The 24,379-nt window shown below is 41.3% G+C and carries 21 protein-coding genes and 1 pseudogene; 19 read left to right on the top strand and 3 right to left on the bottom strand.

All coding sequences use genetic code 11. From position 1 onward, the window contains the following. Nucleotides 1-16: 16 nt before the first annotated feature. From STYK_RS08960 to STYK_RS08945, 4 genes are all read left to right on the top strand, one after another. On the top strand, nt 17-1,273 hold the full coding sequence (locus STYK_RS08960) for a competence/damage-inducible protein A (RefSeq protein WP_223340070.1): 1,257 nt from the start codon (nt 17-19) through the stop codon (nt 1,271-1,273). 54 nt (nt 1,274-1,327) lie between these two features. Then, nucleotides 1,328-2,494, top strand: coding sequence for a recombinase RecA (gene recA, locus STYK_RS08955; RefSeq protein WP_238095613.1), 1,167 nt, complete (start codon nt 1,328-1,330; stop codon nt 2,492-2,494). Between the two features lie 101 nt (nt 2,495-2,595). Continuing rightward, a complete protein-coding gene (locus tag STYK_RS08950; RefSeq protein ID WP_261804923.1) occupies nt 2,596-3,966 on the top strand; it encodes an MATE family efflux transporter in 1,371 nt (456 codons plus the stop codon). 96 nt (nt 3,967-4,062) lie between these two features. Beyond that, complete coding sequence (locus STYK_RS08945; RefSeq protein ID WP_000532882.1) at nt 4,063-4,779, top strand: YebC/PmpR family DNA-binding transcriptional regulator; 717 nt, start codon at nt 4,063-4,065, stop codon at nt 4,777-4,779. Between the two features lie 49 nt (nt 4,780-4,828). Here the strand turns inward: STYK_RS08945 and STYK_RS08940 are convergent. Then, nucleotides 4,829-5,474: pseudogene (locus STYK_RS08940) on the bottom strand (DUF4190 domain-containing protein). 213 nt (nt 5,475-5,687) lie between these two features. Between STYK_RS08940 and STYK_RS08935 the strand changes: the two are divergent. From STYK_RS08935 to STYK_RS08870, 14 genes are all read left to right on the top strand, one after another. Then, complete coding sequence (locus STYK_RS08935) at nt 5,688-6,158, top strand: MarR family winged helix-turn-helix transcriptional regulator (protein WP_261804922.1); 471 nt, start codon at nt 5,688-5,690, stop codon at nt 6,156-6,158. Then, nucleotides 6,133-7,902, top strand: coding sequence for an ABC transporter ATP-binding protein (locus STYK_RS08930; protein WP_261804921.1), 1,770 nt, complete (start codon nt 6,133-6,135; stop codon nt 7,900-7,902). Before STYK_RS08935 ends, STYK_RS08930 begins: the two co-directional genes overlap by 26 nt. Next, entirely contained in the window at nt 7,892-9,652 is a 1,761-nt protein-coding gene (locus STYK_RS08925) for an ABC transporter ATP-binding protein (protein WP_261804920.1), read from the top strand. The genes STYK_RS08930 and STYK_RS08925 overlap by 11 nt, the downstream gene beginning before the upstream one ends. Nucleotides 9,653-9,747: 95 nt before the next feature. After that, a complete protein-coding gene (locus STYK_RS08920; RefSeq protein WP_261804919.1) occupies nt 9,748-10,251 on the top strand; it encodes a phosphatase PAP2 family protein in 504 nt (167 codons plus the stop codon). A 113-nt stretch (nt 10,252-10,364) separates the two neighbouring features. Next, complete coding sequence (locus STYK_RS08915) at nt 10,365-10,811, top strand: LytTR family DNA-binding domain-containing protein (protein ID WP_070528641.1); 447 nt, start codon at nt 10,365-10,367, stop codon at nt 10,809-10,811. A gap of 4 nt (nt 10,812-10,815) precedes the next feature. Beyond that, nucleotides 10,816-11,490 (top strand): LiaF transmembrane domain-containing protein, encoded by a 675-nt coding sequence (locus STYK_RS08910; protein WP_261089778.1) that lies wholly within the window; start codon nt 10,816-10,818, stop codon nt 11,488-11,490. 106 nt (nt 11,491-11,596) lie between these two features. Further along, nucleotides 11,597-11,785, top strand: coding sequence for a 50S ribosomal protein L28 (gene rpmB / locus STYK_RS08905; protein WP_001140948.1), 189 nt, complete (start codon nt 11,597-11,599; stop codon nt 11,783-11,785). Between the two features lie 155 nt (nt 11,786-11,940). Continuing rightward, the gene (locus tag STYK_RS08900) at nt 11,941-12,306 is read left to right on the top strand and encodes an Asp23/Gls24 family envelope stress response protein (RefSeq protein ID WP_000216437.1); all 366 of its coding nucleotides are present in this window, start codon (nt 11,941-11,943) and stop codon (nt 12,304-12,306) included. Nucleotides 12,307-12,308: 2 nt separating this feature from the next. Next, complete coding sequence (locus tag STYK_RS08895; RefSeq protein WP_020902726.1) at nt 12,309-13,976, top strand: DAK2 domain-containing protein; 1,668 nt, start codon at nt 12,309-12,311, stop codon at nt 13,974-13,976. A gap of 199 nt (nt 13,977-14,175) precedes the next feature. Next, nucleotides 14,176-15,876 (top strand): acetolactate synthase large subunit, encoded by a 1,701-nt coding sequence (locus tag STYK_RS08890; protein WP_000411747.1) that lies wholly within the window; start codon nt 14,176-14,178, stop codon nt 15,874-15,876. Next, nucleotides 15,869-16,345, top strand: a complete 477-nt coding sequence (gene ilvN / locus STYK_RS08885) for an acetolactate synthase small subunit (protein ID WP_020902727.1) — start codon at nt 15,869-15,871, stop codon at nt 16,343-16,345. Before STYK_RS08890 ends, ilvN begins: the two co-directional genes overlap by 8 nt. A gap of 168 nt (nt 16,346-16,513) precedes the next feature. Then, nucleotides 16,514-17,536, top strand: coding sequence for a ketol-acid reductoisomerase (gene ilvC, locus STYK_RS08880; protein WP_000290683.1), 1,023 nt, complete (start codon nt 16,514-16,516; stop codon nt 17,534-17,536). 112 nt (nt 17,537-17,648) lie between these two features. Next, the gene (gene ilvA, locus STYK_RS08875; protein WP_033685561.1) at nt 17,649-18,899 is read left to right on the top strand and encodes a threonine ammonia-lyase IlvA; all 1,251 of its coding nucleotides are present in this window, start codon (nt 17,649-17,651) and stop codon (nt 18,897-18,899) included. Nucleotides 18,900-19,735: 836 nt separating this feature from the next. Then, on the top strand, nt 19,736-19,951 hold the full coding sequence (locus STYK_RS08870; RefSeq protein ID WP_261804918.1) for a capsule biosynthesis transcriptional regulator: 216 nt from the start codon (nt 19,736-19,738) through the stop codon (nt 19,949-19,951). Nucleotides 19,952-20,041: 90 nt separating this feature from the next. On the opposite strand, the gene STYK_RS08865 is transcribed toward STYK_RS08870, so the two are convergent. Further along, entirely contained in the window at nt 20,042-20,782 is a 741-nt protein-coding gene (locus STYK_RS08865; RefSeq protein ID WP_000189477.1) for an amino acid ABC transporter ATP-binding protein, read from the bottom strand. Next, the gene (locus STYK_RS08860; RefSeq protein WP_261804917.1) at nt 20,782-22,347 is read right to left on the bottom strand and encodes an ABC transporter substrate-binding protein/permease; all 1,566 of its coding nucleotides are present in this window, start codon (nt 22,345-22,347) and stop codon (nt 20,782-20,784) included. The genes STYK_RS08865 and STYK_RS08860 overlap by 1 nt, the downstream gene beginning before the upstream one ends. A 139-nt stretch (nt 22,348-22,486) precedes the next feature. Between STYK_RS08860 and STYK_RS08855 the strand changes: the two genes are divergently transcribed. Next, nucleotides 22,487-24,376, top strand: coding sequence for a DUF2207 domain-containing protein (locus STYK_RS08855; RefSeq protein WP_084947877.1), 1,890 nt, complete (start codon nt 22,487-22,489; stop codon nt 24,374-24,376). Nucleotides 24,377-24,379 lie beyond the last annotated feature (3 nt).

Raw genomic sequence — 24,379 nt, 5'->3', positions numbered from 1 at the left:
ATAGGTAGGAGGAAACATGAAAGCAGAAATCATTGCTGTTGGAACAGAGATTTTGACAGGACAGATTGTCAATACCAATGCTCAGTTTTTGTCGGAAAAACTAGCAGAGATTGGGGTAGATGTATATTTTCAGACGGCTGTAGGAGACAATGAAGCTCGTCTCTTATCCCTGCTTGAGATTGCCAGTCAACGTAGCAGCCTGCTGATTTTGACAGGCGGTTTGGGGCCAACTGAGGACGATTTGACCAAACAAACCCTGGCTAAATTCTTAGGGAAAAAATTAGTCTTCGATCCTCAGGCACAGGCGAAGTTGGATGTCTTTTTTGCCCAGAGACCAGACTATGCCCGAACACCGAATAATGAAAGACAAGCTCAACTTGTAGAAGGGGCGACTCCGCTGCCAAATGAAACAGGACTGGCTGTGGGAGGAATATTAGAAGTCGAAGGAGTGACCTACGTTGTCCTTCCTGGTCCGCCAAGTGAATTGAAACCCATGGTTTTAAACCAACTTCTACCCAAGTTGATGACAGGAAGCAAGCTGTATTCCCGAGTTCTTCGTTTCTTTGGAATTGGCGAAAGTCAGTTGGTGACCATTTTGGCTGATTTGATTGACAATCAAACAGATCCGACCTTAGCGCCTTATGCCAAGACAGGAGAAGTCACTCTGCGTCTGTCAACAAAGGTTAGCAGTCAAGAAGAGGCGAATCAAGCGCTGGATATCTTAGAAAATCAAATCTTGAATCGTCAAACTTTTGAAGGCCTTTCTTTACGAAAACTTTGTTATGGTTATGGGGAAGAAACTAGTTTAGCTAGCATTGTGGTAGAAGAACTGAAAAGGCAAGGGAAAACTATCACGGCTGCAGAGAGTTTGACGGCTGGTCTTTTCCAAGCTAGGGTAGCGGATTTTTCGGGTGCTTCAAGTATATTTAAGGGTGGTTTTGTGACCTATAGCTTGGAGGAAAAATCAAAAATGTTGGATATTCCTGTCAAGGATTTGGAAGAGCACGGTGTGGTGTCTGAATTTACAGCTCAGAAGATGGCTGAGCAGGCACGAAGCAAGACCCAGTCTGATTTTGGCCTTAGTTTGACTGGAGTGGCAGGACCAGATAGTCTAGAAGGACACCCAGCCGGGACAGTCTTCATAGGCTTGGCTCAAGAGCGTGGAACTGAGGTCATCAAGATCAATATTGGAGGCAGAAGTCGAGCAGATGTACGTCACATTGCGGTTATGCATGCCTTTAACCTAGTTCGCAAGGCTTTATTAAGTGACTAACTTTTGATATAATAGTAGATAGGTCTGAGGACCATTAGAATGTAGGAGAATAGAATGGCGAAAAAACCAAAAAAATTAGATGAAATTTCAAAAAAATTCGGGGCTGAACGTGAAAAAGCCTTGAATGACGCTCTTAAACTGATTGAGAAAGACTTTGGCAAGGGTTCAATCATGCGTTTGGGTGAACGTGCGGAGCAAAAGGTGCAAGTGATGAGTTCAGGTTCTTTGGCTCTTGACATTGCCCTTGGTTCAGGTGGTTATCCTAAGGGACGTATCATTGAAATCTACGGACCAGAGTCATCTGGTAAGACAACAGTTGCCCTTCATGCAGTTGCACAAGCGCAAAAAGAAGGTGGTATTGCTGCCTTTATCGATGCGGAACATGCCCTCGATCCAGCTTATGCTGCAGCCCTTGGTGTCAATATTGACGAATTGCTCTTGTCACAACCAGACTCAGGAGAGCAAGGTCTTGAGATTGCAGGAAAATTGATTGACTCAGGAGCTGTGGATCTTGTCGTGGTCGATTCAGTTGCTGCCCTTGTCCCTCGTGCGGAAATTGATGGCGATATCGGAGATAGCCACGTTGGTTTGCAGGCTCGTATGATGAGCCAGGCTATGCGTAAGCTCGGTGCTTCTATCAATAAAACCAAAACAATTGCCATCTTTATCAACCAATTGCGTGAAAAAGTTGGGGTCATGTTTGGAAATCCAGAAACAACTCCTGGTGGACGTGCTCTGAAATTTTACGCATCAGTCCGTTTGGATGTTCGTGGAAGCACACAAATCAAGGGAACTGGTGACCAAAAAGATACCAATGTCGGTAAAGAAACTAAAATCAAGGTTGTGAAAAACAAGGTGGCTCCACCATTTAAGGAAGCCTTCGTTGAAATCATGTACGGAGAAGGGATTTCTAAGACTGGTGAGCTTTTGAAGATCGCAAGCGATTTGGATATCATCAAAAAAGCAGGAGCTTGGTACTCTTACAAGGATGAGAAAATCGGGCAAGGTTCTGAAAATGCTAAGAAATACTTGGCAGATAACCCAGAAGTCTTTGATGAGATTGATCATCAAGTCCGTGTTCAATTTGGTTTGATTGATGGAGAAGAAGCTTCTGTAGAAGGTGTTGAAACTAAAAAAGATGACGTAGTTCAAGCAGATTCTGTGAATGAAGAAGTGACACTTGACCTAGGCGACGAGCTTGAAATCGAAATTGAAGAATAAGCTGTTAAAGTAGTGGAGAAATTCACTGCTTTTTCATTGCCTAGTTCTGGCATAGTTTGCTGTTTCTTGTCGCTCCTTTAGAAAGCTGATATAATAGCCTTATGAATAAAAAACGAACAGTGGACCTGATTCATGGTCCTATTCTTCCTTCGCTTTTGAGTTTTGCCTTTCCAATCTTGCTGTCCAATATTTTCCAACAGCTCTATAATACTGCTGATGTCTTGATTGTTGGACGTTTTCTTGGTCAAGATTCCTTGGCTGCGGTTGGGGCAACAACTGCTATTTTTGATTTGATTGTAGGTTTTACTCTTGGTGTTGGCAATGGCATGGGAATTGTCATTGCCCGTTATTATGGAGCTCGGAATTTCACTAAAATCAAGGAGGCAGTAGCAGCCACCTGGATTTTAGGTGCTCTTTTGAGTATTGTAGTTATGCTGCTGGGGTTTGTCGGTCTGTATCCACTCTTGCAATATTTAGATACTCCTGCAGAAATTCTTCACCAGTCCTATCAATATATTTCTATGATTGTGACCTGTGTCGGTGTCAGCTTTGCCTATAATCTCTTTGCAGGTTTGTTGCGGTCCATTGGGGACAGTCTAGCAGCCCTTGGTTTTCTGATTTTCTCTGCCTTGGTTAATGTGGTTCTGGATCTCTATTTTATTACGCAACTGCAACTGGGGGTTCAATCTGCGGGCCTTGCTACCATCATTTCGCAAGGCTTATCAGCGGTTCTCTGCTTTTATTATATTCGTAAGAGTGTGCCAGAACTTTTGCCTCAAATCAAGCATTTCAAATGGGACAAGGCCTTGTACGCGGATCTCTTGGAGCAAGGTTTGGCTATGGGTTTGATGAGTTCAATTGTGTCCATCGGCAGTGTGATTTTACAGTCTTCTGTTAATACCTTTGGTGCCGTAATTATTAGTGCCCAGACGGCAGCTCGACGCATTATGGCCTTTGCCCTTCTTCCTATGACCGCTATTTCTGCCTCGATGACGACCTTTGCTTCTCAGAATCTAGGAGCTAAGCGTCCAGACCGCATTGTTCAAGGACTTCGAATCGGCAGTCGTTTAAGTATATCCTGGGCAGTTTTTGTTTGTGTCTTCCTCTTTTTTGCCAGTCCAGCCTTGGTTTCCTTCTTGGCTAGTTCGACGGATGATTGCTTGGTAGAAAATGGTAGTCTGTACTTGCAAATCAGTTCAGCTTTTTATCCTATTTTGAGTCTCTTATTGATTTATCGCAATTGCTTGCAGGGCTTGGGGCAAAAAATTCTTCCTCTGGTATCTAGCTTTATCGAACTAATCGGGAAAATCGCTTTTGTGGTCTTGATTATCCCTTGGGCAGGCTATAAGGGAGTTATCCTTTGTGAACCCCTAATCTGGGTTGCCATGACCATTCAACTGTATTTCTCACTGTTTCGTCACCCCTTGATAAAAGAAGGCAAGGAAATTTTAGCAACTAAAGTGCTATCCTAGTTGTATTTACTGAATAAAATCCATTTCCTCTAGTGAAAATCGAAAAAACTTGTGTTATAATAAGAAAGATTAAAATGTGAAAAAAGGAGATTCCTAATGGGACGTAAATGGGCCAATATCGTAGCCAAGAAAACGGCTAAAGATGGAGCTAACTCTAAAGTATATGCAAAATTTGGTGTAGAAATCTATGTAGCAGCTAAAAAAGGTGATCCAGATCCAGAATCAAACTCAGCCTTGAAATTCGTTATCGACCGTGCTAAACAAGCCCAAGTGCCAAAACACGTTATCGATAAAGCTTTGGACAAGGCTAAAGGAAACACAGACGAAACCTTTACAGAAGGACGTTACGAAGGTTTTGGACCAAATGGTTCTATGCTGATTGTTGATACTTTGACTTCAAATGTCAACCGTACAGCGGCTAATGTCCGTGCAGCCTTTGGTAAAAATGGCGGAAACATGGGCGCTTCAGGTTCAGTTTCATACCTCTTTGACAACAAGGGAGTTATCGTATTTGCAGGTGAAGATGCGGACGCGGTCTTTGAGCAATTGCTAGAAGCAGATGTGGATGTGGATGATGTAGAAGCAGAAGAAGGGACAATCACAGTTTACACAGCTCCAACTGACCTTCATAAGGCTATCGTTGCCCTTCGTGAGTCAGGTATCGAAGAATTCCAAGTGACTGAATTGGAAATGATTCCTCAGTCAGAAGTGGAATTGTCAGGCGATGATCTTGAAACCTTTGAAAAACTTTACAGCGTTCTTGAAGACGACGAAGACGTACAAAAGATCTACACAAACGTAGATGGATTCTAATAGAAAAACGAACAGTTTTACTAGCTGTTCGTTTTTTTGATATTTGAACTTAGAATCTGGTTTCAGAATCGTTTTGTTGATTGCTTTTTCTAGACCTAGACCGACTGATGTTTTTGGACGAGCAAGAGCTCTCCATTGTCCTGTTTTGCAAAAGTTAAGGTAACAGTCTTGATCTTGTCTCCAATAGAGATATAGGTGATTTTTTTCGTATTGTAACCCCCAAGAGTGAAGTCAAACTCGGAATCTGGCTTTCCGTGTTTGTTGATAATATCCTCGTAGGTGGTACCACCTTTTCCTTTGTTGTCAAGGTCACCTTCGATTAAGGCGTCGAACTGTTCTTGGGTCCAGGAGAAGGTATCGTCTGTCAAGCCGCTTTTTTCTTCGCGTTCCATTGAGGCACTCGTATCCATGTAGGAACGGTTAAACTCCTTGGCATACTCTTTGTAGACATCAGCGTATAGTACCTGAGTCGTAAAGAAAAGTACAACAGAGGCAACTGCCAGGGATGTTCCGATAATAGTCATTGTTTTCCGTTTTTTGAGGTTGACGATAAGGCCGATAATCCCCAAGATAAATGCGACGATGCCGATGAACAACGATGGATAGTTAATAAACGGGATCCAGGATCCTAAAAGTGCGATGGCTCCAAAAATAGTTGCTAAGATTCCTAAAACTCTTTGTTCTTCTGGTTTCATTTGAAAGTTTTCTCTCCTCATTAAGTGAATGGATTTCTACCCACAGTAGTGAGCGCTTATTATATAAAAAATCTTGCCTAATGTCAATTTAAACTAAGATAGTTCTCATGGAAACTTTTTCTTGACATCTCTTTTTAAAGTGGTAAAATAGTTCTCATGAAAACTTATTTAGTTCTCAGGAGAACCAAATGCAATGGTTAGAAAGGAGTTAGTATGGACAAACCGATGTTAGTTTTTAAGCGTTTTGGTCACCAGATTCATTTGATGGTGCAAAAGGAAGCCAAACGTTGTGGTATTGAATTTATGGGTGGACCACAAGGTCAGGTTCTGCGTTTTTTAGATCAGTGTGAACAAAAAGAGAAACTGGTCTTGATTAAAGATATCGAGCAGGAACTAAATATTACCAAGTCTGTGGCGAGTAACTTGGTCAAGCGTATGGTGCAAAATGGTTTGGTGGAATTGGAGGCGAGTCCTAGCGATAAGCGGGCAAAATTTGTTCGTTTGACGGACAAAGCACGTTCTCAAATGAAGCAGGTTAAGGCCTTTTTTGAACGAATTGATAAGCAGTTGATGGAAGACATTGATGAAGATGAATTACTGATTTTCGAGAAAGTTCTCGGTCAACTACAGGAAAATATCAAGAGAATAGGAGGAGATAATGAAGAAATTAGCAAAACGAATTAGTAGAAAAGAATGGGGGATGATTTTACTTGCCATTCTCTTTACTTGCTTTTCGGTCTATCTGGAGTTGGAAGTGCCGACCTATATCTCTAAAATCACGGATTTGCTAGGTAGTCAAGGAACTAATTTAGATGAGTTGTGGCAGCCGGCAAGCATGATGGTGGGAATGTCCTTTCTGGCTTTCTTGTCCGCAGTTGCAGTTGGATTTTTTGCCTCCAGAGTGGCTGCTTCTTATACTAGTAGGCTGAGAAGTGATATTTTTAACAGAGTTTTAGACTACTCGCAGACAGAGATTAAGAAATTCTCTATTCCCAGTCTCCTAACTCGTACCACCAATGACATTACTCAGGTTCAGGTGTTGATTACCATGGGCTTGCAAGTGGTGACGCGTGGTCCGATTATGGCTATCTGGGCTATCGGGAAGATTTTAGGTCATTCAGAATACTGGCTCTGGGCCGTACTTGTGGCAGTGATTGTCAACGTTCTGATGACGACTGTTTTGATGACGCTAGCCTTTCCAAAACAGTCCTTGATTCAGGGGCTGACTGATAAACTGAACAGTATCACTCGTGAGAGTTTAACAGGTATTCGTGTCGTTCGCGCCTACAATGCTGAAGAATACCAAAATGAAAAATTTGCAGCAGCAAATGATGAATTGACACGCTTGAATTTGTTTGTCAACCGTCTTATGGCTATTTTGAACCCTATCATGATGGGGATTTCAAGTGGTTTGAGTGTGGCGATTTATTGGATTGGAGCCTATGTAATCAACGATGCTGCTCCATCAGCGCGTCTGCCTCTCTTTAGTGACATGGTTGTTTTCATGTCTTATGCCATGCAGGTTGTCATGGGCTTCCTTCTCATGGGAGCACTCTTCATCGTTCTTCCCCGAACCATGGTTTCTGCTAAGCGGATCAATCAGGTTTTAGATTTGCATTCTTCTATCCAAAATCCTGTTCACGTGCAGCTGGCTGATGAAAACCTCAAAGGTCAGGTCGAATTTAAGGATGTGACCTTCCGCTATGCGGCAAATTCGGAGGCGGTTATTGAGCATGTCAGCTTTAAAGCAGACGCTGGTCAAACAGTAGCCTTTATTGGGTCAACAGGTTCTGGTAAATCAACTCTGGTCAATCTGATTCCACGTTTCTACGATGTATCAGCAGGGCAAATTCTGGTGGACGGTGTCAATGTTCAAGACTATGCCTTAGAAGATTTGCGCAACAAGGTTGGTTATATTCCTCAGAAAGCAGTTCTCTTTTCAGGTGATGTCAAGGGTAATCTAGACTTTGGACAGAGTCAAGAAACACCGCTTAGTGAGCAGGCTATGTGGCAGGCTCTGGAATTGGCCCAGTCTAAGAACTTTATCGAAGACAAGGAATCTGGCTTAGAGTCAGAAGTGGCCCAAGGAGGAACCAACTTCTCAGGTGGTCAAAGACAGCGTCTGGCAATTGCGCGTGCCTTGGCTCGGAAGCCAGAAATCCTCATCTTTGATGACTCCTTCTCAGCCTTGGACTACAAGACAGACCGTGTTCTACGCCAAGAGCTAGCAGAAAAAACTAAATCTATGACCAAGCTTATCGTTGCACAGCGTATTTCAACCATTATGGATGCAGATTTGATTTTGGTCTTGGATCAAGGGAAAGTCGTGGGACAAGGCACCCACAAGGAACTTCTAGCTAATAACGAAGTGTACCAAGAAATTGCCTATTCACAACTATCGAAGGAGGAATTGGAACATGGAAAATAAGAAAATGTCTCTTTGGAAACAAAGTAAACCCTATCTTGCAGGTCTCCAGTTTGCCCTTCTGATCGCCTTTCTAGCAACAATCGTATCCAATATCATTACTGTTTATGGTCCAACTCGTATCAAGGAAATGACCAATATCATTGCAAGTGGCCTGGAAACAAGTGTGGATGTCGCGGCGGTTGCAGCTATTGGTGGTTTTTTGGCCGTGATTTATGTGATTGGACTCCTATCAAATTATTTGCAGGCCTTTCTGTTTACAACAGCTATTCAACGTTTTTCAGAGCGTTTGAGAAGAGCGGTTGCAGAGAAAATCAATCACCTACCATTGGGATATTTTGATGGACATTCTCAAGGAGATACCTTGTCTCGTGTGACCAATGATGTTGATACTGCAGCCCAGTCCCTTAATCAAAGTCTGGGAACAGTTCTTTCATCCACTTTACTGGTCGTGGCAGTCTTGGTAACCATGTTTGGGATGAACTGGATTTTAGCCTTGGTGACGGTTGTTTCAACTTTTGTTGGATTTGCTTTCGTGTCTGTCTTTATGGGCAAATCCCAGAGCTTCTTTAAGAGTCAGCAACAGGATTTGGCAGCTGTAAATGGTTATGTGGAAGAAATGTACTCTGGCCATAATGTAGTGACCAGCTACAATGCTATCGAGAGCACGAAAGAAGAGTTTTCGAGATTAAACCATCGCCTGTATGATAGTATCTGGAAATCTCAGTTTATTTCAGGGATTATGATGCCGATTATGATGTTTATTGGGAACTTTAGCTATGCCTTGGTGATTATTGTTGGTGCAGCTTTGGCTCTGAATGGGCAGATTAGTATTGGAATTATCGTTGCCTTTATGGCCTACGTTCGTATCTTTTCTCAGCCTCTTTCACAAATTGCCCAAGGAATTACTAGTTTGCAGCAGGCTAGTGCAGCCATGGGACGCGTCTTCGAATTCCTAGCTGAAGAGGAAATGGAAGACGAATCCCATAAAGAAAGACAATTGAGCGATATGAAAGGTCAAGTAGCCTTTGAACGAGTCTCCTTTGGTTATACACCAGAGCGAACTATCATCCATGACTTTTCTGCGACCGCTCATGCAGGTCAAAAGGTTGCCATTGTTGGACCGACCGGAGCTGGTAAGACAACCATTGTCAATCTTTTGATGAAGTTCTATGAGCTTGATAAGGGAAGTATCCGTATCGATGGTGTGGACACCAAGGAGATGAAGCGTTCGGAAGTACACGATGCCTTTTCAATGGTCTTGCAGGACACTTGGCTATTTGAAGGCACTATCCGAGACAATCTCATCTATAACCAAAAGGATATTAGTGATGAGCGCGTGATTGAAGCCAGCAAGGCTGTAGGGATTCACCACTTTATCATGACACTACCAGATGGTTACGATACCGTCTTGGATGATACAGTGACCTTGTCTGTCGGACAAAAACAACTCTTGACTATCGCTCGTGCTTTGCTGAAAGATGCGCCACTCCTAATCCTAGATGAGGCGACTTCTTCTGTTGATACCCGTACAGAGGAATTGATTCAGAAAGCCATGGATCGTTTGATGGAGGGAAGAACTTCCTTTGTCATCGCTCACCGCTTGTCTACCGTCCGAAATGCTGATTTGATTCTTGTTATGAAGAATGGTAATATCATCGAGCAAGGAAATCATGATGAGCTGATGGCGCAAGGTGGTTTCTACGCTGACCTCTACAACAGTCAATTTACAGAAGACGAAGCAGAAGAATAAACCCAAAGAAGGCTTGACGGCCTTCTTTTTCTGCACTATACTAGAAGACAAGTGCTTCCCTATAAGTAAAATTTGAGTAAGTGATGAGAAAATATATGAAAAATTATCAAGAATGGTATGACCACATTGCTGGTAACATTGAAAATAGGCCCTTTCTTCTGAGCTTGTTAAGAACTTTCAATCGGTTCATGACGGCAGTTATGCCTATGATTTATCTAACCTTGTTAGCAACTACCTATCTCCAACAAGGACTTGGGAAACAGGTCGGAATCTATTTGTTTATCCCTGCATCAGGTTTTGTGATTTTATCCTTTCTTCGTAAGAAAATCAATGCCCCTAGGCCTTATGAGGAATGGGATATTAAACCTTTGCTTGACAGAGATAGCCCTGGTCAGTCTATGCCCAGTCGTCATGTCTTTTCAGCAACCATTATCTCCATGGCTTGCTTGCATGCTAGTTTATCTGTAGGGGTTATCTTGTTGGTCTTGTCAGCCCTCCTCGGTCTCGTGAGAGTCTTAGGTGGAGTGCATTTTCCCAAGGATGTAGTGGTTGGCTATATTTGTGGTCTTGTGTGGGGTGTGATTTTCTTTCTATGTTGACCTGTAAGTTAAGGTGGTCCCACAACCACTTACGAGTCTAAAGTAACCACTTGCTTTTTTGCTCTTGTTTTCTTATTTTCCCTTTGATATAGTAGAGTCAGAAAGGAGATGGAATGAAGTTACGAATCGAAATTGACAGCAATTTAGAGGAAACTGAAATTATCATCAAGGCAGCGGCTTTGACAGATGAGATTGCGGATTTACAGCGGCTCTTGCAAGAATCCAAGTCTCCTAGGTTGATTTTTTACAAGGGGACGGGTGAATATTATCTGGACCTATCGGAAATTCTCTTCTTTGAGACGGAAGTTAACAAGATTTACGCCCATACCCAGAAAGATGCCTACGAGGTTCGGCTTAAACTCTATGAGTTAGAGGCTATCCTTCCTCGTTACTTTAGTCGGGTATCCAAGTCAACTATCGCTAATATTCGGCAAATCTATTCGGTGGACAAGTCCTTTTCAGGAACGGGCACCATTTCCTTTTATCAGACCCACAAGGAGGTTCATGTCTCACGACATTACCAATCCCTCCTAAAAGAAAATCTAAGAAACATGAGGTAAGAACATGAAAAAGAAAGCATTTGGTATTGTGTTGCTTATTTTGGCGGCTTTAATATTATTACAAGGAAATTTTGGAATCCCTTCATTCGGTGGGCAAATTTGGCCCTTGCTTGGTATTGCATTTTTTGCCTATCAATCAGTTGGAGCTTTGTTGCGTCGTCACTTAACTTCAGCCTCTTTTACAGCTCTAGTAGCCTTAATGATTGCTAACCACTTTTATGGCATTTTACCAATTCCCAATCAGTCATTGTTCTGGGCAAGTATTTTAATCGTAATGGGTGTCAGCGCACTCACTCATTCTAACAGAACTTGGAATGGGAAAAAATGGTGGTATGATGGTAAAAAGACCATTCTTACAGATAAGGAAGTTGCTTTTGGGACTGGGACTTTCTACAAGCAAAATCAAGAATTGGTAGACGACCAAGTAGAAGTTGGTTTTGGAAATGCCAAGATATATTATGACAATGCAGAGATTTTAGGAGATAGCGCAACTCTGAAAGTGGAAGTCGGTTTTGGGAATGCAGTTATCTATGTTCCTAAACATTGGGGAGTTGATTTAAAGGTAGAAACTTTCTGTGGCGTAGCCAAGGCAGATACTCCTCTAGCGCCAACCAGCAAAACTTTGATTATACGTGGAGATGTGGCCTTTGGGAAGTTGGGAATTGTCTACGTTAAATAAAAAAATCTTCCAATTCCCTTGCAAAAATGAAGAAAGTGTGATAACATAGTACAGTATGTGGTGCTAGCACATCCGCTATATTAGATCTAATAGGAGGAAAACACAAATGGCTAAAGTATGTTACTTTACAGGTCGTAAGACTGTATCAGGAAACAACCGTTCACACGCGATGAACCAAACAAAACGTGCCGTAAAACCAAACCTTCAAAAAGTTACTGTTCTTATCGATGGTAAACCTAAAAAAGTTTGGGCTTCAGCTCGTGCTTTGAAATCAGGTAAAGTTGAACGCGTTTAATAATAAAAGTAAGGAGACCTTAGGGTCTTTTTTCTTTTACTGTAGATATAAAATCATTTGAAAAATAGAGTAAATATCCGCTGATACAGTATTCTGCTTTTACACTTGGGCTGAAATATGATAAAATAGAGTATCAACTAGTTGAGGTAAAAAGGATGACTGTAAAAATTAATACAAAAGATGGTCAAATCGAACTAACAGATGAAGTGATTGCAACCGTCGTAGGTGGAGCAGCAACTGAAATTTTTGGTGTGGTCGGTATGGCTAGTAAAAATGCCCTCAAAGATAATTTCCAAGCCCTTCTAGGTAAGGAAAATTATTCTAAAGGTGTCGTCGTAAAGGCGGCCGAAGATGGCAGTATTGCAGTTGATGTATATACCGTGTTGAGCTACGGAACAAAGATTAGCGAAGTGTCAAAAAACATTCAAGAGCGTGTTCGTTTTAGTTTGGAAAACCAACTTGGAATTACTGCTCAGACTGTAAATGTCTACATTCAAAATATCAAAGTTGTAGGAGAATAACCGTGTCAAAAATTACTACTAGCTTATTTCAAGAAATGGTGCAGGCTGCATCAACTCGCTTGAATAAGCAAGCTGAATATGTCAATTCATTAAACGTCTTTCCAGTTCCAGATGGAGATACTGGAACAAACATGGGAATGACCATTGAAAATGGAGCTAAAGAAGTTGCAGACAAGCCAGCTTCTACAGTTGGCGAGGTAGCGAGCATTCTTGCCAAAGGTCTTTTGATGGGTGCGCGTGGAAACTCAGGCGTTATTACGTCTCAGCTTTTCCGTGGATTTTCACAAGCTATCAAGGATAAAGACGAGTTAACAGGTCAAGACTTGGCCCTTGCCTTCCAATCAGGTGTAGAAGTTGCCTATAAGGCAGTGATGAAACCAGTTGAAGGAACGATTTTGACAGTTTCTCGTGGGGCTGCTATCGGTGCTAAGAAAAAAGCTGAGCAGACAGATGACGCTGTTGAAGTCATGCGTGCAGCCTTAGAAGGTGCTAAAACCGCTCTAGCTAAAACGCCAGATATGCTTCCAGTCTTGAAGGAAGTTGGCGTTGTGGATTCAGGTGGTCAAGGACTGGTCTTTATCTACGAAGGTTTCCTTTCAGCCCTTACTGGCGAATATATCGCATCTGAGGACTTTGTAGCGACTCCGGCCAACATGAGTGAAATGATCAATGCAGAACACCACAAGTCTGTAGCTGGTCATGTAGCGACTGAGGACATTACCTTTGGTTATTGTACTGAAATCATGGTAGCTCTTAAGCAAGGTCCAACCTATGCCAAAGATTTTGACTACGACGAATTCCGTAACTACTTGAATGAGCTTGGAGACTCTCTCCTCGTTGTTAACGATGATGAAATTGTTAAAGTCCATGTCCATACAGAAGATCCAGGACTTGTTATGCAAGAAGGTCTCAAATATGGTAGCTTGGTCAAGGTAAAAGTTGACAATATGCGTAACCAACACGAAGCACAGGTTGAGAAAGAAGTTGCTCAAGTTAGCAAACCAGCTGAAGAAAAAGAATATGCTTTGATTGCTGTGGTGGCTGGTAAAGGTCTAGCAGATATCTTCCGTTCTCAAGGTGTGGATTATGTTATTGAAGGCGGTCAAACTATGAACCCTTCAACTGAAGACTTTATCAAGGCTGTTGAACAGGTCAACGCTCGTAACATTATCTTCCTGCCAAATAACAAGAATATCTTCATGGCAGCTCAATCTGCAGCAGAAGTTTTGGAGCAACCAGCAGTAGTGGTAGAAGCTCGTACTCTTCCTCAAGGTTTGACAAGTCTTCTTGCCTTTGATCCAAGCAAGTCCATCGAAGAAAACCAAGAGCGTATGACAGCTGCTCTTAGCGATGTCGTTAGCGGAAGCGTTACAACAGCTGTTCGTGATACAACCATTGATGGCTTAGAAATCCATGAAAACGATAATCTTGGTATGGTGGATGGAAAAATCCTCGTGTCAAACCCTGACATGCACCAAACCTTGACAGAAACATTGAAACATATGTTGGATGAAGATAGTGAAATCGTAACCTTCTATGTTGGTGAAGATGGAAGCGAAGAACTTGCTAATGAAATTGCTCAAGAAATCGCAGAAGAATTCGAAGACGTTGAAGTCGAGATTCACCAAGGTCAACAACCTGTTTACCCATACCTATTTAGTGTAGAATAAGATTAATGAAGGACTGAGAAATCAGTTCTTTTTCTTTTTTAGTAAATGAAATCGGTATCTTTTTTATAAAAACAAAAATAACATTCATAAATAAACTTTAAAATAGAAAATTCAGAAAATTTCTTCTTTTCTCTTGAAAAATTTTGAAAAAATGGTATGATAGTAACAAGTTATTTTTAAGAGAAGAGAAAGGGGAACAATGGAGAAAATCAGTTTAGAATCTCCTAAGACGGGGTCGGATCTAGTTTTGGAAACACTTCGTGATTTAGGAATTGATACCATCTTTGGTTATCCTGGTGGTGCGGTCTTGCCTTTGTATGATGCGATATATAATTTTAAAGGCATTCGCCACATTCTAGGACGCCATGAGCAAGGTTGTTTGCATGAAGCTGAAGGTTATGCCAAATCAACTGGAAAGTTGGGTGTTGCCGTCGTCACTAGCGGACCGGGAGCAACAAATGCTATTACAGGGATTGCGGATGCCATGAGCGACAGTGTTCCCCTTTTGGTCTTTACAGGTCAGGTGGCGCGAGCAGGGATTGGGAAGGATGCCTTCCAGGAGGCAGACATTGTGGGAATTACCATGCCAATCACTAAGTACAATTACCAAGTTCGGGAGACAGCTGATATCCCTCGAATCATTACGGAAGCTGTCCATATCGCAACTACAGGTCGACCAGGGCCAGTTGTTATTGACCTACCTAAAGACGTATCTGCTTTAGAAACCGACTTCATCTATTCACCAGAAGTGAACCTACCAAGCTATCAACCGACTCTTGAGCCGAATGATATGCAAATCAAGAAAATTTTGAAGCAATTGTCCAAGGCTAAAAAACCAGTCTTGTTAGCTGGTGGGGGGATTAGTTATGCTGAAGCAGCTGCAGAATTAAATGAATTTGCAGAACGCTATCAAATCCCGGTGGTAACCAGTCTTTTGGGACAAGGAACGATTGCAACGAGTCATCCACTCTTCCTTGGAATGGGAGGCATGCACGGGTCATTTGCAGCTAATATTGCCATGACGGAAGCGGACTTTATGATTAGTATTGGTTGTCGTTTCGATGACCGCTTGACGGGGAATCCTAAGACCTTCGCTAAGAATGCTAAGGTTGCTCATATTGATATTGACCCAGCCGAGATTGGCAAGATTATCAGTGCAGATATTCCTGTAGTTGGAGATGCTAAGAAAGCTTTGCAAATGTTGCTGGCTGAACCGACAGTTCATAACAATACTGAGAAATGGATTGAGAAAGTCACTAAAGACAAGAACCGCGTTCGTTCTTACGATAAGAAAGAGCGTGTAGTTCAACCGCAAGCTGTTATTGAACGAATTGGTGAATTAACTAACGGAGATGCTATTGTGGTAACAGACGTTGGTCAACACCAAATGTGGACAGCTCAGTATTATCCCTACCAAAATGAACGTCAGTTAGTGACTTCAGGTGGTTTGGGAACGATGGGATTTGGAATTCCAGCAGCAATCGGAGCTAAAATTGCTAATCCAGATAAGGAAGTAGTCTTGTTTGTTGGGGATGGCGGTTTCCAAATGACTAACCAGGAATTGGCTATTTTGAACATTTACAAGGTGCCAATCAAGGTGGTTATGCTGAACAACCACTCGCTTGGAATGGTTCGCCAGTGGCAGGAATCCTTCTATGAAGGTAGAACATCTGAGTCGGTCTTTGATACTCTTCCTGATTTTCAATTGATGGCACAAGCTTATGGAATTAAAAACTATAAGTTTGACAATCCTGAGACCTTGGCCCAAGACCTTGAAGTCATCACTGAGGATGTTCCTATGCTAATCGAGGTAGATATTTCTCGTAAGGAACAGGTGTTACCAATGGTACCAGCTGGTAAGAGTAATCATGAGATGTTGGGGGTGAAGTTCCATGCGTAGAATGTTAACAGCAAAACTACAGAATCGATCAGGAGTCCTCAATCGCTTTACAGGTGTCCTATCTCGTCGTCAGGTTAATATCGAAAGCATCTCTGTTGGAGCAACAGAAGATCCGAATGTATCTCGTATCACCGTTATTATTGATGTAGCTTCACATGATGAGGTGGAGCAAATTATCAAACAGCTCAATCGTCAAATTGATGTGATTCGCATTCGAGATATTACAGACAAGCCTCATTTGGAGCGCGAGGTAATTTTGGTTAAGATGTCAGCGCCAGCTGAGAAGCGAGCTGAGATTCTAGCGATTATTCAACCTTTCCGTGCAACAGTTGTAGACGTAGCACCAAGCTCGATTACCATTCAGATGACAGGAAATGCTGAAAAGAGTGAAGCTCTGTTGCGAGTCATTCGACCATACGGTATTCGCAATATTGCTCGAACTGGTGCAACTGGATTTACCCGCGATTAATACTCTTCGAAAATCTCTTCAAATCACGTCAGCTTTGCCTTGCCGTACTCAAGTACAGCCTGCGGCTAGCTTCCTAATTTGCTCTTTGATTTTCATTGAGTATAAAAATATTTTAAATTTGTTAAACCAGCCTAAAAGGCAATAAATAATAGAAAAGAGAGAAAAACTATGGCAGTTCAAATGGAATATGAAAAAGATGTTAAAGTAGCAGCACTTGACGGTAAAAAAATCGCCGTAATCGGTTATGGTTCACAAGGACATGCGCATGCGCAAAACTTGCGTGATTCAGGTCGTGATGTCATCATCGGTGTGCGTCCAGGTAAATCTTTTGACAAAGCAAAAGAAGATGGATTTGACACTTACACAGTAGCAGAAGCAACTAAATTGGCTGACGTTATCATGATCTTGGCACCAGACGAAATCCAACAAGAATTGTACGAAGCAGAAATCGCTCCAAACTTGGAAGCTGGAAATGCAGTTGGATTTGCTCATGGTTTCAATATTCACTTTGAATTTATCAAAGTTCCTGCAGATGTAGATGTCTTCATGTGTGCTCCTAAAGGACCAGGACACTTGGTACGTCGTACTTACGAAGAAGGATTTGGTGTGCCAGCTCTTTACGCAGTTTACCAAGATGCAACAGGAAATGCTAAAAACATTGCTATGGACTGGTGTAAAGGTGTTGGAGCTGCACGTGTAGGTCTTCTTGAAACAACATACAAAGAAGAAACTGAAGAAGATTTGTTTGGTGAACAAGCTGTACTTTGTGGTGGTTTGACTGCCCTTATCGAAGCAGGTTTTGAAGTCTTGACAGAAGCAGGATACGCTCCAGAATTGGCTTACTTTGAAGTTCTTCACGAAATGAAATTGATCGTTGACTTGATCTACGAAGGTGGATTCAAGAAAATGCGTCAATCTATTTCAAACACTGCTGAATACGGTGACTATGTATCAGGCCCACGTGTGATTACTGAGCAAGTTAAAGAAAACATGAAAGCTGTCTTGGCAGACATCCAAAATGGTAAATTTGCAAATGACTTTGTAAATGACTATAAAGCTGGACGTCCAAAATTGACTGCTTACCGTGAACAAGCAGCTAACCTTGAAATTGAAAAAGTTGGTGCAGAATTGCGTAAAGCAATGCCATTCGTTGGTAAAAACGACGATGATGCATTCAAAATCTATAACTAATTGATAGAAATTAAGGTGAAGGCGAGTTGGGGGACTAACTCGCTTTTATAATCAATTCATCTCTTTTTAAAAGATGGATTACGATAAGTTTGAAATAGTCTAGGAGAAATTGATGTTAAGTTCAAAAGATATCATCAAGGCTCATAAAGTCTTGAACGGTGTGGTTGTGAATACCCCACTGGATTACGACCATTATTTATCGGAGAAGTATGGTGCTAAGATTTATTTGAAAAAGGAAAATGCTCAACGTGTTCGTTCTTTTAAGATCCGTGGTGCCTATTATGCCATTTCGCAGCTCAGCAAGGAAGAGCGTGAGCGTGGGGTAGTCTGTGCCTCTGCGGGAAATCATGCGCAGGGAGTAGCCTATACTTGTAATGAAATGAAAATTCCTGCTACTATTTTTATGCCCATTACTACTCCGCAACAAAAAATTGGACAAGTTCGCTTTTTTGGTGGGGATTTTGTAACCATTAAACTAGTTGGGGATACCTTTGATGCCTCAGCCAAAGCAGCTCAAGAATTTACAGTTTCTGAAAATCGTACCTTTATTGATCCCTTTGATGATGCCCATGTTCAAGCGGGTCAAGGGACAGTTGCTTATGAGATTTTAGAAGAAGCTCGAAAAGAATCAATTGATTTTGATGCTGTCTTAGTTCCTGTTGGAGGTGGTGGTCTCATTGCTGGGGTTTCTACCTATATCAAGGAAACAAGTCCAGAAATTGAAGTCATCGGAGTAGAGGCTAATGGGGCACGTTCCATGAAGGCAGCCTTTGAAGCTGGTGGGCCTGTCAAACTCACAGAAATTGACAAATTTGCGGATGGGATTGCTGTGCAAAAGGTAGGTCAGTTGACCTATGAAGCAACTCGTCAACATGTTCAAACCTTAGTAGGTGTCGATGAGGGATTGATTTCTGAAACCTTGATTGACCTCTACTCTAAGCAAGGGATTGTCGCAGAACCTGCTGGAGCTGCTAGTATCGCTTCTTTAGAGGTTTTGGCTGAATATATCAAGGGGAAAACCATTTGTTGTATCATTTCTGGAGGAAATAATGATATCAACCGTATGCCGGAAATGGAAGAGCGTGCCTTGATTTATGATGGGATCAAGCATTACTTTGTGGTTAATTTTCCACAGCGTCCGGGGGCTTTGCGTGAGTTTGTAAATGATATCTTGGGGCCAAATGATGATATCACACGTTTTGAGTATATCAAACGAGCTAGCAAGGGGACAGGCCCAGTATTGATTGGGATTGCCTTGGCAGATAAGCATGATTATGCAGGCTTGATTCGTCGAATGGAAGGTTTTGATCCAGCTTATATTAACTTAAATGGTAACGAAACGCTCTATAATATGCTTGTCTGAGGACTAATAAAAAAATATCATATTATTTGCACAATTGATGTATAGGTGCTATAATGAAGATGAAGAAAGGGGGCGATTCCTATGGACTTAGGAAATCGATTACGCTATTTCTATCATAACTCATTATAGTACCTATGTTTTTTTGATTCAGTTTATAGTAAGGGAGTAAAATTACTTGTTATATGTTAGGAGTTTTTTGAAATCTACTATTTTATATATAGCTAATCTGAAATTTAGCTAAATATAATAGGGATTAGAAAAATAATCAATACTAATGAGATGCCTTATTATACTGAGATTACTGAGAAGAGTGATGGAATATTCGTAAGATGAAAACAGTAAAAAAATGAAGCATAGAATACTACGGTTTCCTAGCTATTTGTATTTTAATGGGTAGGAGAAATAAAAAGTAAACTTGATAAAGTAAATAACTGGTACAGTTGACCAAATGATTGAATGCTGGTGCAGACATGAAAAAGTCTAAAAGGAGAAAAATACTCGTTAGAAATGGTTTAGAGCAGAAGATTATTTTGTCAATTTTTTTTGTTTTACAGTGGAATAAATAATATGAAATAAGATTAGAATATGTCTAGATTATCGAGAATCAGCATCTGTCAAATACGAATATTATTACATAAATAAGATTTAATAATACAGTTATTTTAAAGAACTATAAAAATTGTTTTCGACAATGAAAAACCTACATATTATCAGCTTTAATAAGATAGTAAGTAAAAATAAGGGCGTTTATTTTATTGAATATATGTTTTTTTATTGACAAAAAGCATAAAAGCGTATACAATTAGATATCGTAAATAAGAAAATAGGAGAAAGACATGGCTAAGTCAAACTTTGAAAAAGTAGAATCAGTTGTTGGCTGGGTTCGTGATAAGAAAATCACAGGCTACCGTATCTCTAAAGAAACGAATGCGCGTGAAATGTCTATCATTGCTCTAGCTCAGGGGCGTGCAAAAGTTAAAAATATTTCGTTTGAAATGGCTCTAGGTTTAATTGATTTCTATGATAAAAATCATGAAAAATTTGAAGATTAATCTTTGGATAATGGTGGATTCTTGAATAGGGTCTGCCTTTTCATTTTTTGGCTAGTAAAAAGACTGCACGGTTGATGCAGCCTTTTCTTTTTATTTGAGATAGCGTTGAAGGAATTCTTTTGTACGGTCTTCTTTAGGATTGGTGAAGAGGTCTTCTGGTTTGCCTTCTTCAGCAATCACACCCTTATCCATAAAGATAACACGGTGAGAGACATCACGGGCGAATTCCATTTCGTGGGTTACGACAATCATAGTCAAGCCTTCTTGAGCCAGGTCCTGCATGATTTTGAGGACTTCTCCAACCATTTCTGGATCAAGAGCTGATGTTGGTTCATCAAAGAGAATAGCATCCGGATTCATGGAGAGGGCACGAGCGATGGCCACACGTTGTTTTTGACCACCTGAGAGTTGTTTTGGTTTGGCTTGCCAGTAGCGTTCTCCCATGCCGACCTTTTCCAGGTTTTCTTTGGCAATCTTTTCAGCTTCTGTACGTTCGCGTTTAAGGACAGTTGTCTGAGCGACAATTGTGTTTTCAAGAACGTTGAGATTTTCAAAGAGGTTAAAGGATTGGAACACCATCCCCAACTTTTCACGGTATTGCGTGAGGTCATAGCCTTTTTCAAGGACGTTTTGTCCATGATAAAGGATTTGTCCATCAGTTGGCGTTTCAAGGAGGTTAATGGAGCGTAGGAAGGTTGATTTTCCGCTTCCAGAGCTTCCGATGATAGAGATTACCTCTCCCTTGTGGACAGTGAGTGAAATGTCTTTTAGCACTTCGTTTTGTCCATAGGATTTTTTGAGGTGTTTAATTTCAAGGATTGCTTGTGTCATTATTTCAAATCCTCCGTTTGCATTTGGTTAGCACCTGTAGTATAGGTATCCATATCCATTCGGCGTTCGATAAAGCGTAGGATACGTGTTACGGTGAAGGTGAGGACAAAGTAAATCACGGCGATGATTGTAAATGTTTGGAAGTATTGATAGGTTTGCGTTGCCACGGTATTTCCTGAGAAATAAAGTTCAACAACAGAGATAACGTTCAATACAGATGTATCTTTGATATTGATGACAAATTCATTACCAGTTGCTGGTAGGATGTTACGGACTACTTGAGGTAGGACAATCTTACGCATGGTTTGGTTATGGGTCATACCAAGAGCAGTCGCTGCTTCAAATTGTCCCTTATCAACTGCTAGGATACCACCACGGACGATTTCAGTCATGTAGGCACCGGTGTTGATCGAAACGATGAAGATAGCAGCCAGTGTGCGGTCAAGGTTGATACCGAAAGCTTGAGCAGTTCCGTAGTAGATAACCATCGATTGAACGATCATTGGCGTTCCACGGAAAATTTCGATATAGACATTGAGACCCCATCCGACTAGTTTTTGTAGGCTGTAAATAGCTTTGTTTTCAGAGAGAGGAGCAGTACGGAAAACACCAATAGCAAGACCGATAATGAGACCTATGATGGTTCCGACGATAGAGATTAAAAGAGTGATACCCGCACCACGCAAGAGTTGTTGCCAGTTTTCAGAAAGAATTTTAGCGACTTGGTTAAAGAAACTACTGCTAGTCTCTTCAGTTGTTGTTGCTTCGGCAGGTTGCTCCTTGATCATACGATCCATTAGGGCAACTTGCTCATCTTTTGAAATGGTTTCAATGCTGGCATTGATTTGGCTAATACGAGTGTCATCTTTACGAAGTCCAATGGCAATAGCTGTATCTTCTTCCCCCGTTTTGAAACCTGGTTCTACTTGAACCATCTTGAACTTAGAGTTAGCAGCTTCGGCAGTCAGAGCTTCTGGACGTTCAGAAACATAGGCATCAATGACACCAGCCTCAAGTGCTTGGCGCATTTGAGCGAAGTCTCCCATGGCAGTTTCTTTTTTAGCGCCTGAGATTTGGGAAATCAAGTCATAAAGGTAAACACCTTGTTGAGAAGTGATTTTCGCTCCATTAAAGTCATCCAAAGATTTGGCATTTGCATAGGCAGAATCTTTTTTGACAAGTAGGACAGGCTCGCTAGTGTAGTAGCTGCTTGAAAAGGCGATTTCTTGTTTGCGTTCAGCGGTTGGACTCATACCTGCGATAATCATGTCAATCTTACCAGAAGTAAGGGCAGGAACTAAACCTTCCCACTTGGTTTTAACAACCAAAGGTTCTTTACCTAAGTCCTTAGCGATTTTCTTGGCAATTTGGACATCGTATCCATTGGCATACTGGTTGGTTCCATCGATTTTGACAGCTCCGTTGCTATCATCATCCTGGGTCCAGTTAAAGGGAGCATATGCTGCTTCCATCCCGATGCGTAAATATTCATCAGCTTGAGCAACATTGACAAGTCCCAGCATCAGCAAGAGACTTGTGAAAATAGATAAGTATATTTTTCTCATGATTTCTCCTATTTCTAATCTATTAAAAAATAACTGCCTCCTATTTTATCGAAAAAAACTCTATTTTTCAACATAGGTAAGCCCTTACTTATGAAAAAATGATATAATGATAGCAAAGATAAAAAAGGGGACTTAGTTGATGAAAAAAACTTTTTTCTTGCTGTTATTTTGTTTGTTTTGTATGTTTCCACTCTCGGTTTTTGCCATTGATTTTAAGATAAACTCTTATCAAGGAGATTTGTATATTCATGCAGACAATACGGCAGAATTTAGACAGAAGATAGTTTACCAGTTTGAGGAGGACTTTAAGGGGCAAATCGTGGGACTTGGACGTGCTGGCAAGATGCCTAGCGGATTTGAGATAGATCCTCAACCAAAGGTTCAGGCCTCGAAAAACGGTGCTGAACTGACAGACGTTACTAGCGAAGTGACAGAAGAGGCGAATGGTTATACTGTGAAAGTCTACAATTCAGGTCAAGAAGGCGACACAGTTGAAGTTGACCTCGTTTGGAACTTAAAGAATTTACTTTTCCTTTATGATGACATCGCTGAATTAAATTGGCAACCTCTGACAGATAGTTCAGGAGCTATTGGAAAGTTTGAATTTCATGTAAGGGGAGACAAGGGGGCTGAAAAACTCTTTTTCCATACAGGGAAACTTTTTAGAGAGGGAACGGTTGAAAAGAGTAACCTTGATTATACTATCCGTTTAGACAATCTTCCGCCTAAGCGGGGAGTTGAATTGCATGCCTACTGGCCTCGAACTGATTTTGCTAGCGCTAGGGATCAGGGATTGAAAGGAAATCGTTTAGAAGAGTTTAATAAGATAGAAGACTCGATTTTTAAAGAAAAAGAGCAAAGTAAACAACTCGTTACTTGGGTCTTCCCTTCGATACTTTCTATCTCCTTGTTATTGAGTATTTGCTTCTATTTCATCTATAGAAGAAAGACCACTCCTTCCGTCAAATATGCCAAAAATCATCGTATCTATGAACCACCAATGGAATTAGAGCCTATGGTTTTATCAGAAGCAGTCTACTCGACCTCCTTGGAAGAAGTGAGTCCTCTAACAAAAGGAGCAGGTAAATTTACCTTTGACCAACTTATTCAAGCTACCTTGCTAGATGTGATAGACCGTGGGAATGTTTCTATCATTTCAGAAGGAGATGCAGTTGGTTTGAAGCTAGTAAAAGAAGATGGTTTGTCAAGTTTTGAGAAAGACTGTCTAAATCTGGCTTTTTCAGGCAAAAAAGAAGAAACTCTTTCCAATTTGTTTGCGGATTACAAGGTATCTGATAGTCTTTATCGTAGAGCAAAAGTTTCTGATGAAAAACGGATTCAAGCAAAGGGGCGTCAGCTCAAATCTTCTTTTGAAGAAGTATTGAAAGAGATGCAAGAAGGAGTGAGAAATAGAGTTACCTTCTGGGGGCTTCCGGATTACTACCGTCCTTTAACTGGTGGGGAAAAGGCCTTGCAAGTGGGTATGGGGGTCTTGACTATCTTGCCCCTATTTATCGGATTTGGTTTGTTCTTGTACAGTTTGGATGTTTATGGCTATCTTTACCTCCTCTTGCCAATACTTGGTTTTCTAGGTTTGGTTTTGGCTGTTTTCTATTATTGGAAGCTTCGATTAGATAATCGTGATGGTGTCCTAAATGAAGCAGGAGCAGAAGTATACTATCTCTGGACCAGTTTTGAAAATATGTTGCGTGAGATTGCACGATTGGATCAGGCTGAATTGGAAAGTATTGTGGTCTGGAATCGCCTCTTGGTTTATGCGACTTTATTTGGCTATGCAGACAAGGTCAGTCATTTGATGAAGGTTCATCATATCCAAGTGGAAAATCCAGATATCAACCTCTATGTAGCTTATGGTTGGCATAGTATGTTTTATCATTCAAGTGCGCAAATGAGCCATTATGCCAGCGTCGCAAACACAGCAAGTACCTATTCCGTATCTTCTGGAAGTGGAAGTTCTGGCGGTGGCTTCTCTGGAGGAGGAGGCGGTGGCAGTATCGGTGCCTTTTAAAGA

The organism is Streptococcus toyakuensis (assembly GCF_024346585.1).
Lineage (GTDB): Bacteria > Bacillota > Bacilli > Lactobacillales > Streptococcaceae > Streptococcus > Streptococcus toyakuensis.
The sequence above is the reverse complement of the archived record's forward strand: the minus strand, read 5'-3'. Positions and strand labels throughout refer to the sequence as shown.

Bases quoted from the DNA above. Each gene is read 5' to 3' on its own strand.
- ilvN (WP_020902727.1), top strand. From the start codon at position 15,869: ATGCGTAGAATGTTAACAGCAAAACTACAGAATCGATCAGGAGTCCTC.
- ilvA (WP_033685561.1), top strand. From the start codon at position 17,649: ATGTTAAGTTCAAAAGATATCATCAAGGCTCATAAAGTCTTGAACGGT.
- STYK_RS08855 (WP_084947877.1), top strand. From the start codon at position 22,487: ATGAAAAAAACTTTTTTCTTGCTGTTATTTTGTTTGTTTTGTATGTTT.
- STYK_RS08960 (WP_223340070.1), top strand. From the start codon at position 17: ATGAAAGCAGAAATCATTGCTGTTGGAACAGAGATTTTGACAGGACAG.
- ilvC (WP_000290683.1), top strand. From the start codon at position 16,514: ATGGCAGTTCAAATGGAATATGAAAAAGATGTTAAAGTAGCAGCACTT.
- STYK_RS08910 (WP_261089778.1), top strand. From the start codon at position 10,816: ATGAAAAAGAAAGCATTTGGTATTGTGTTGCTTATTTTGGCGGCTTTA.
- STYK_RS08900 (WP_000216437.1), top strand. From the start codon at position 11,941: ATGACTGTAAAAATTAATACAAAAGATGGTCAAATCGAACTAACAGAT.
- STYK_RS08915 (WP_070528641.1), top strand. From the start codon at position 10,365: ATGAAGTTACGAATCGAAATTGACAGCAATTTAGAGGAAACTGAAATT.
- STYK_RS08865 (WP_000189477.1), bottom strand. From the start codon at position 20,782: ATGACACAAGCAATCCTTGAAATTAAACACCTCAAAAAATCCTATGGA.
- STYK_RS08870 (WP_261804918.1), top strand. From the start codon at position 19,736: ATGGCTAAGTCAAACTTTGAAAAAGTAGAATCAGTTGTTGGCTGGGTT.
- rpmB (WP_001140948.1), top strand. From the start codon at position 11,597: ATGGCTAAAGTATGTTACTTTACAGGTCGTAAGACTGTATCAGGAAAC.
- STYK_RS08890 (WP_000411747.1), top strand. From the start codon at position 14,176: ATGGAGAAAATCAGTTTAGAATCTCCTAAGACGGGGTCGGATCTAGTT.
- STYK_RS08945 (WP_000532882.1), top strand. From the start codon at position 4,063: ATGGGACGTAAATGGGCCAATATCGTAGCCAAGAAAACGGCTAAAGAT.
- STYK_RS08860 (WP_261804917.1), bottom strand. From the start codon at position 22,347: ATGAGAAAAATATACTTATCTATTTTCACAAGTCTCTTGCTGATGCTG.
- STYK_RS08920 (WP_261804919.1), top strand. From the start codon at position 9,748: ATGAAAAATTATCAAGAATGGTATGACCACATTGCTGGTAACATTGAA.
- STYK_RS08930 (WP_261804921.1), top strand. From the start codon at position 6,133: ATGAAGAAATTAGCAAAACGAATTAGTAGAAAAGAATGGGGGATGATT.
- STYK_RS08950 (WP_261804923.1), top strand. From the start codon at position 2,596: ATGAATAAAAAACGAACAGTGGACCTGATTCATGGTCCTATTCTTCCT.
- recA (WP_238095613.1), top strand. From the start codon at position 1,328: ATGGCGAAAAAACCAAAAAAATTAGATGAAATTTCAAAAAAATTCGGG.
- STYK_RS08935 (WP_261804922.1), top strand. From the start codon at position 5,688: ATGGACAAACCGATGTTAGTTTTTAAGCGTTTTGGTCACCAGATTCAT.
- STYK_RS08925 (WP_261804920.1), top strand. From the start codon at position 7,892: ATGGAAAATAAGAAAATGTCTCTTTGGAAACAAAGTAAACCCTATCTT.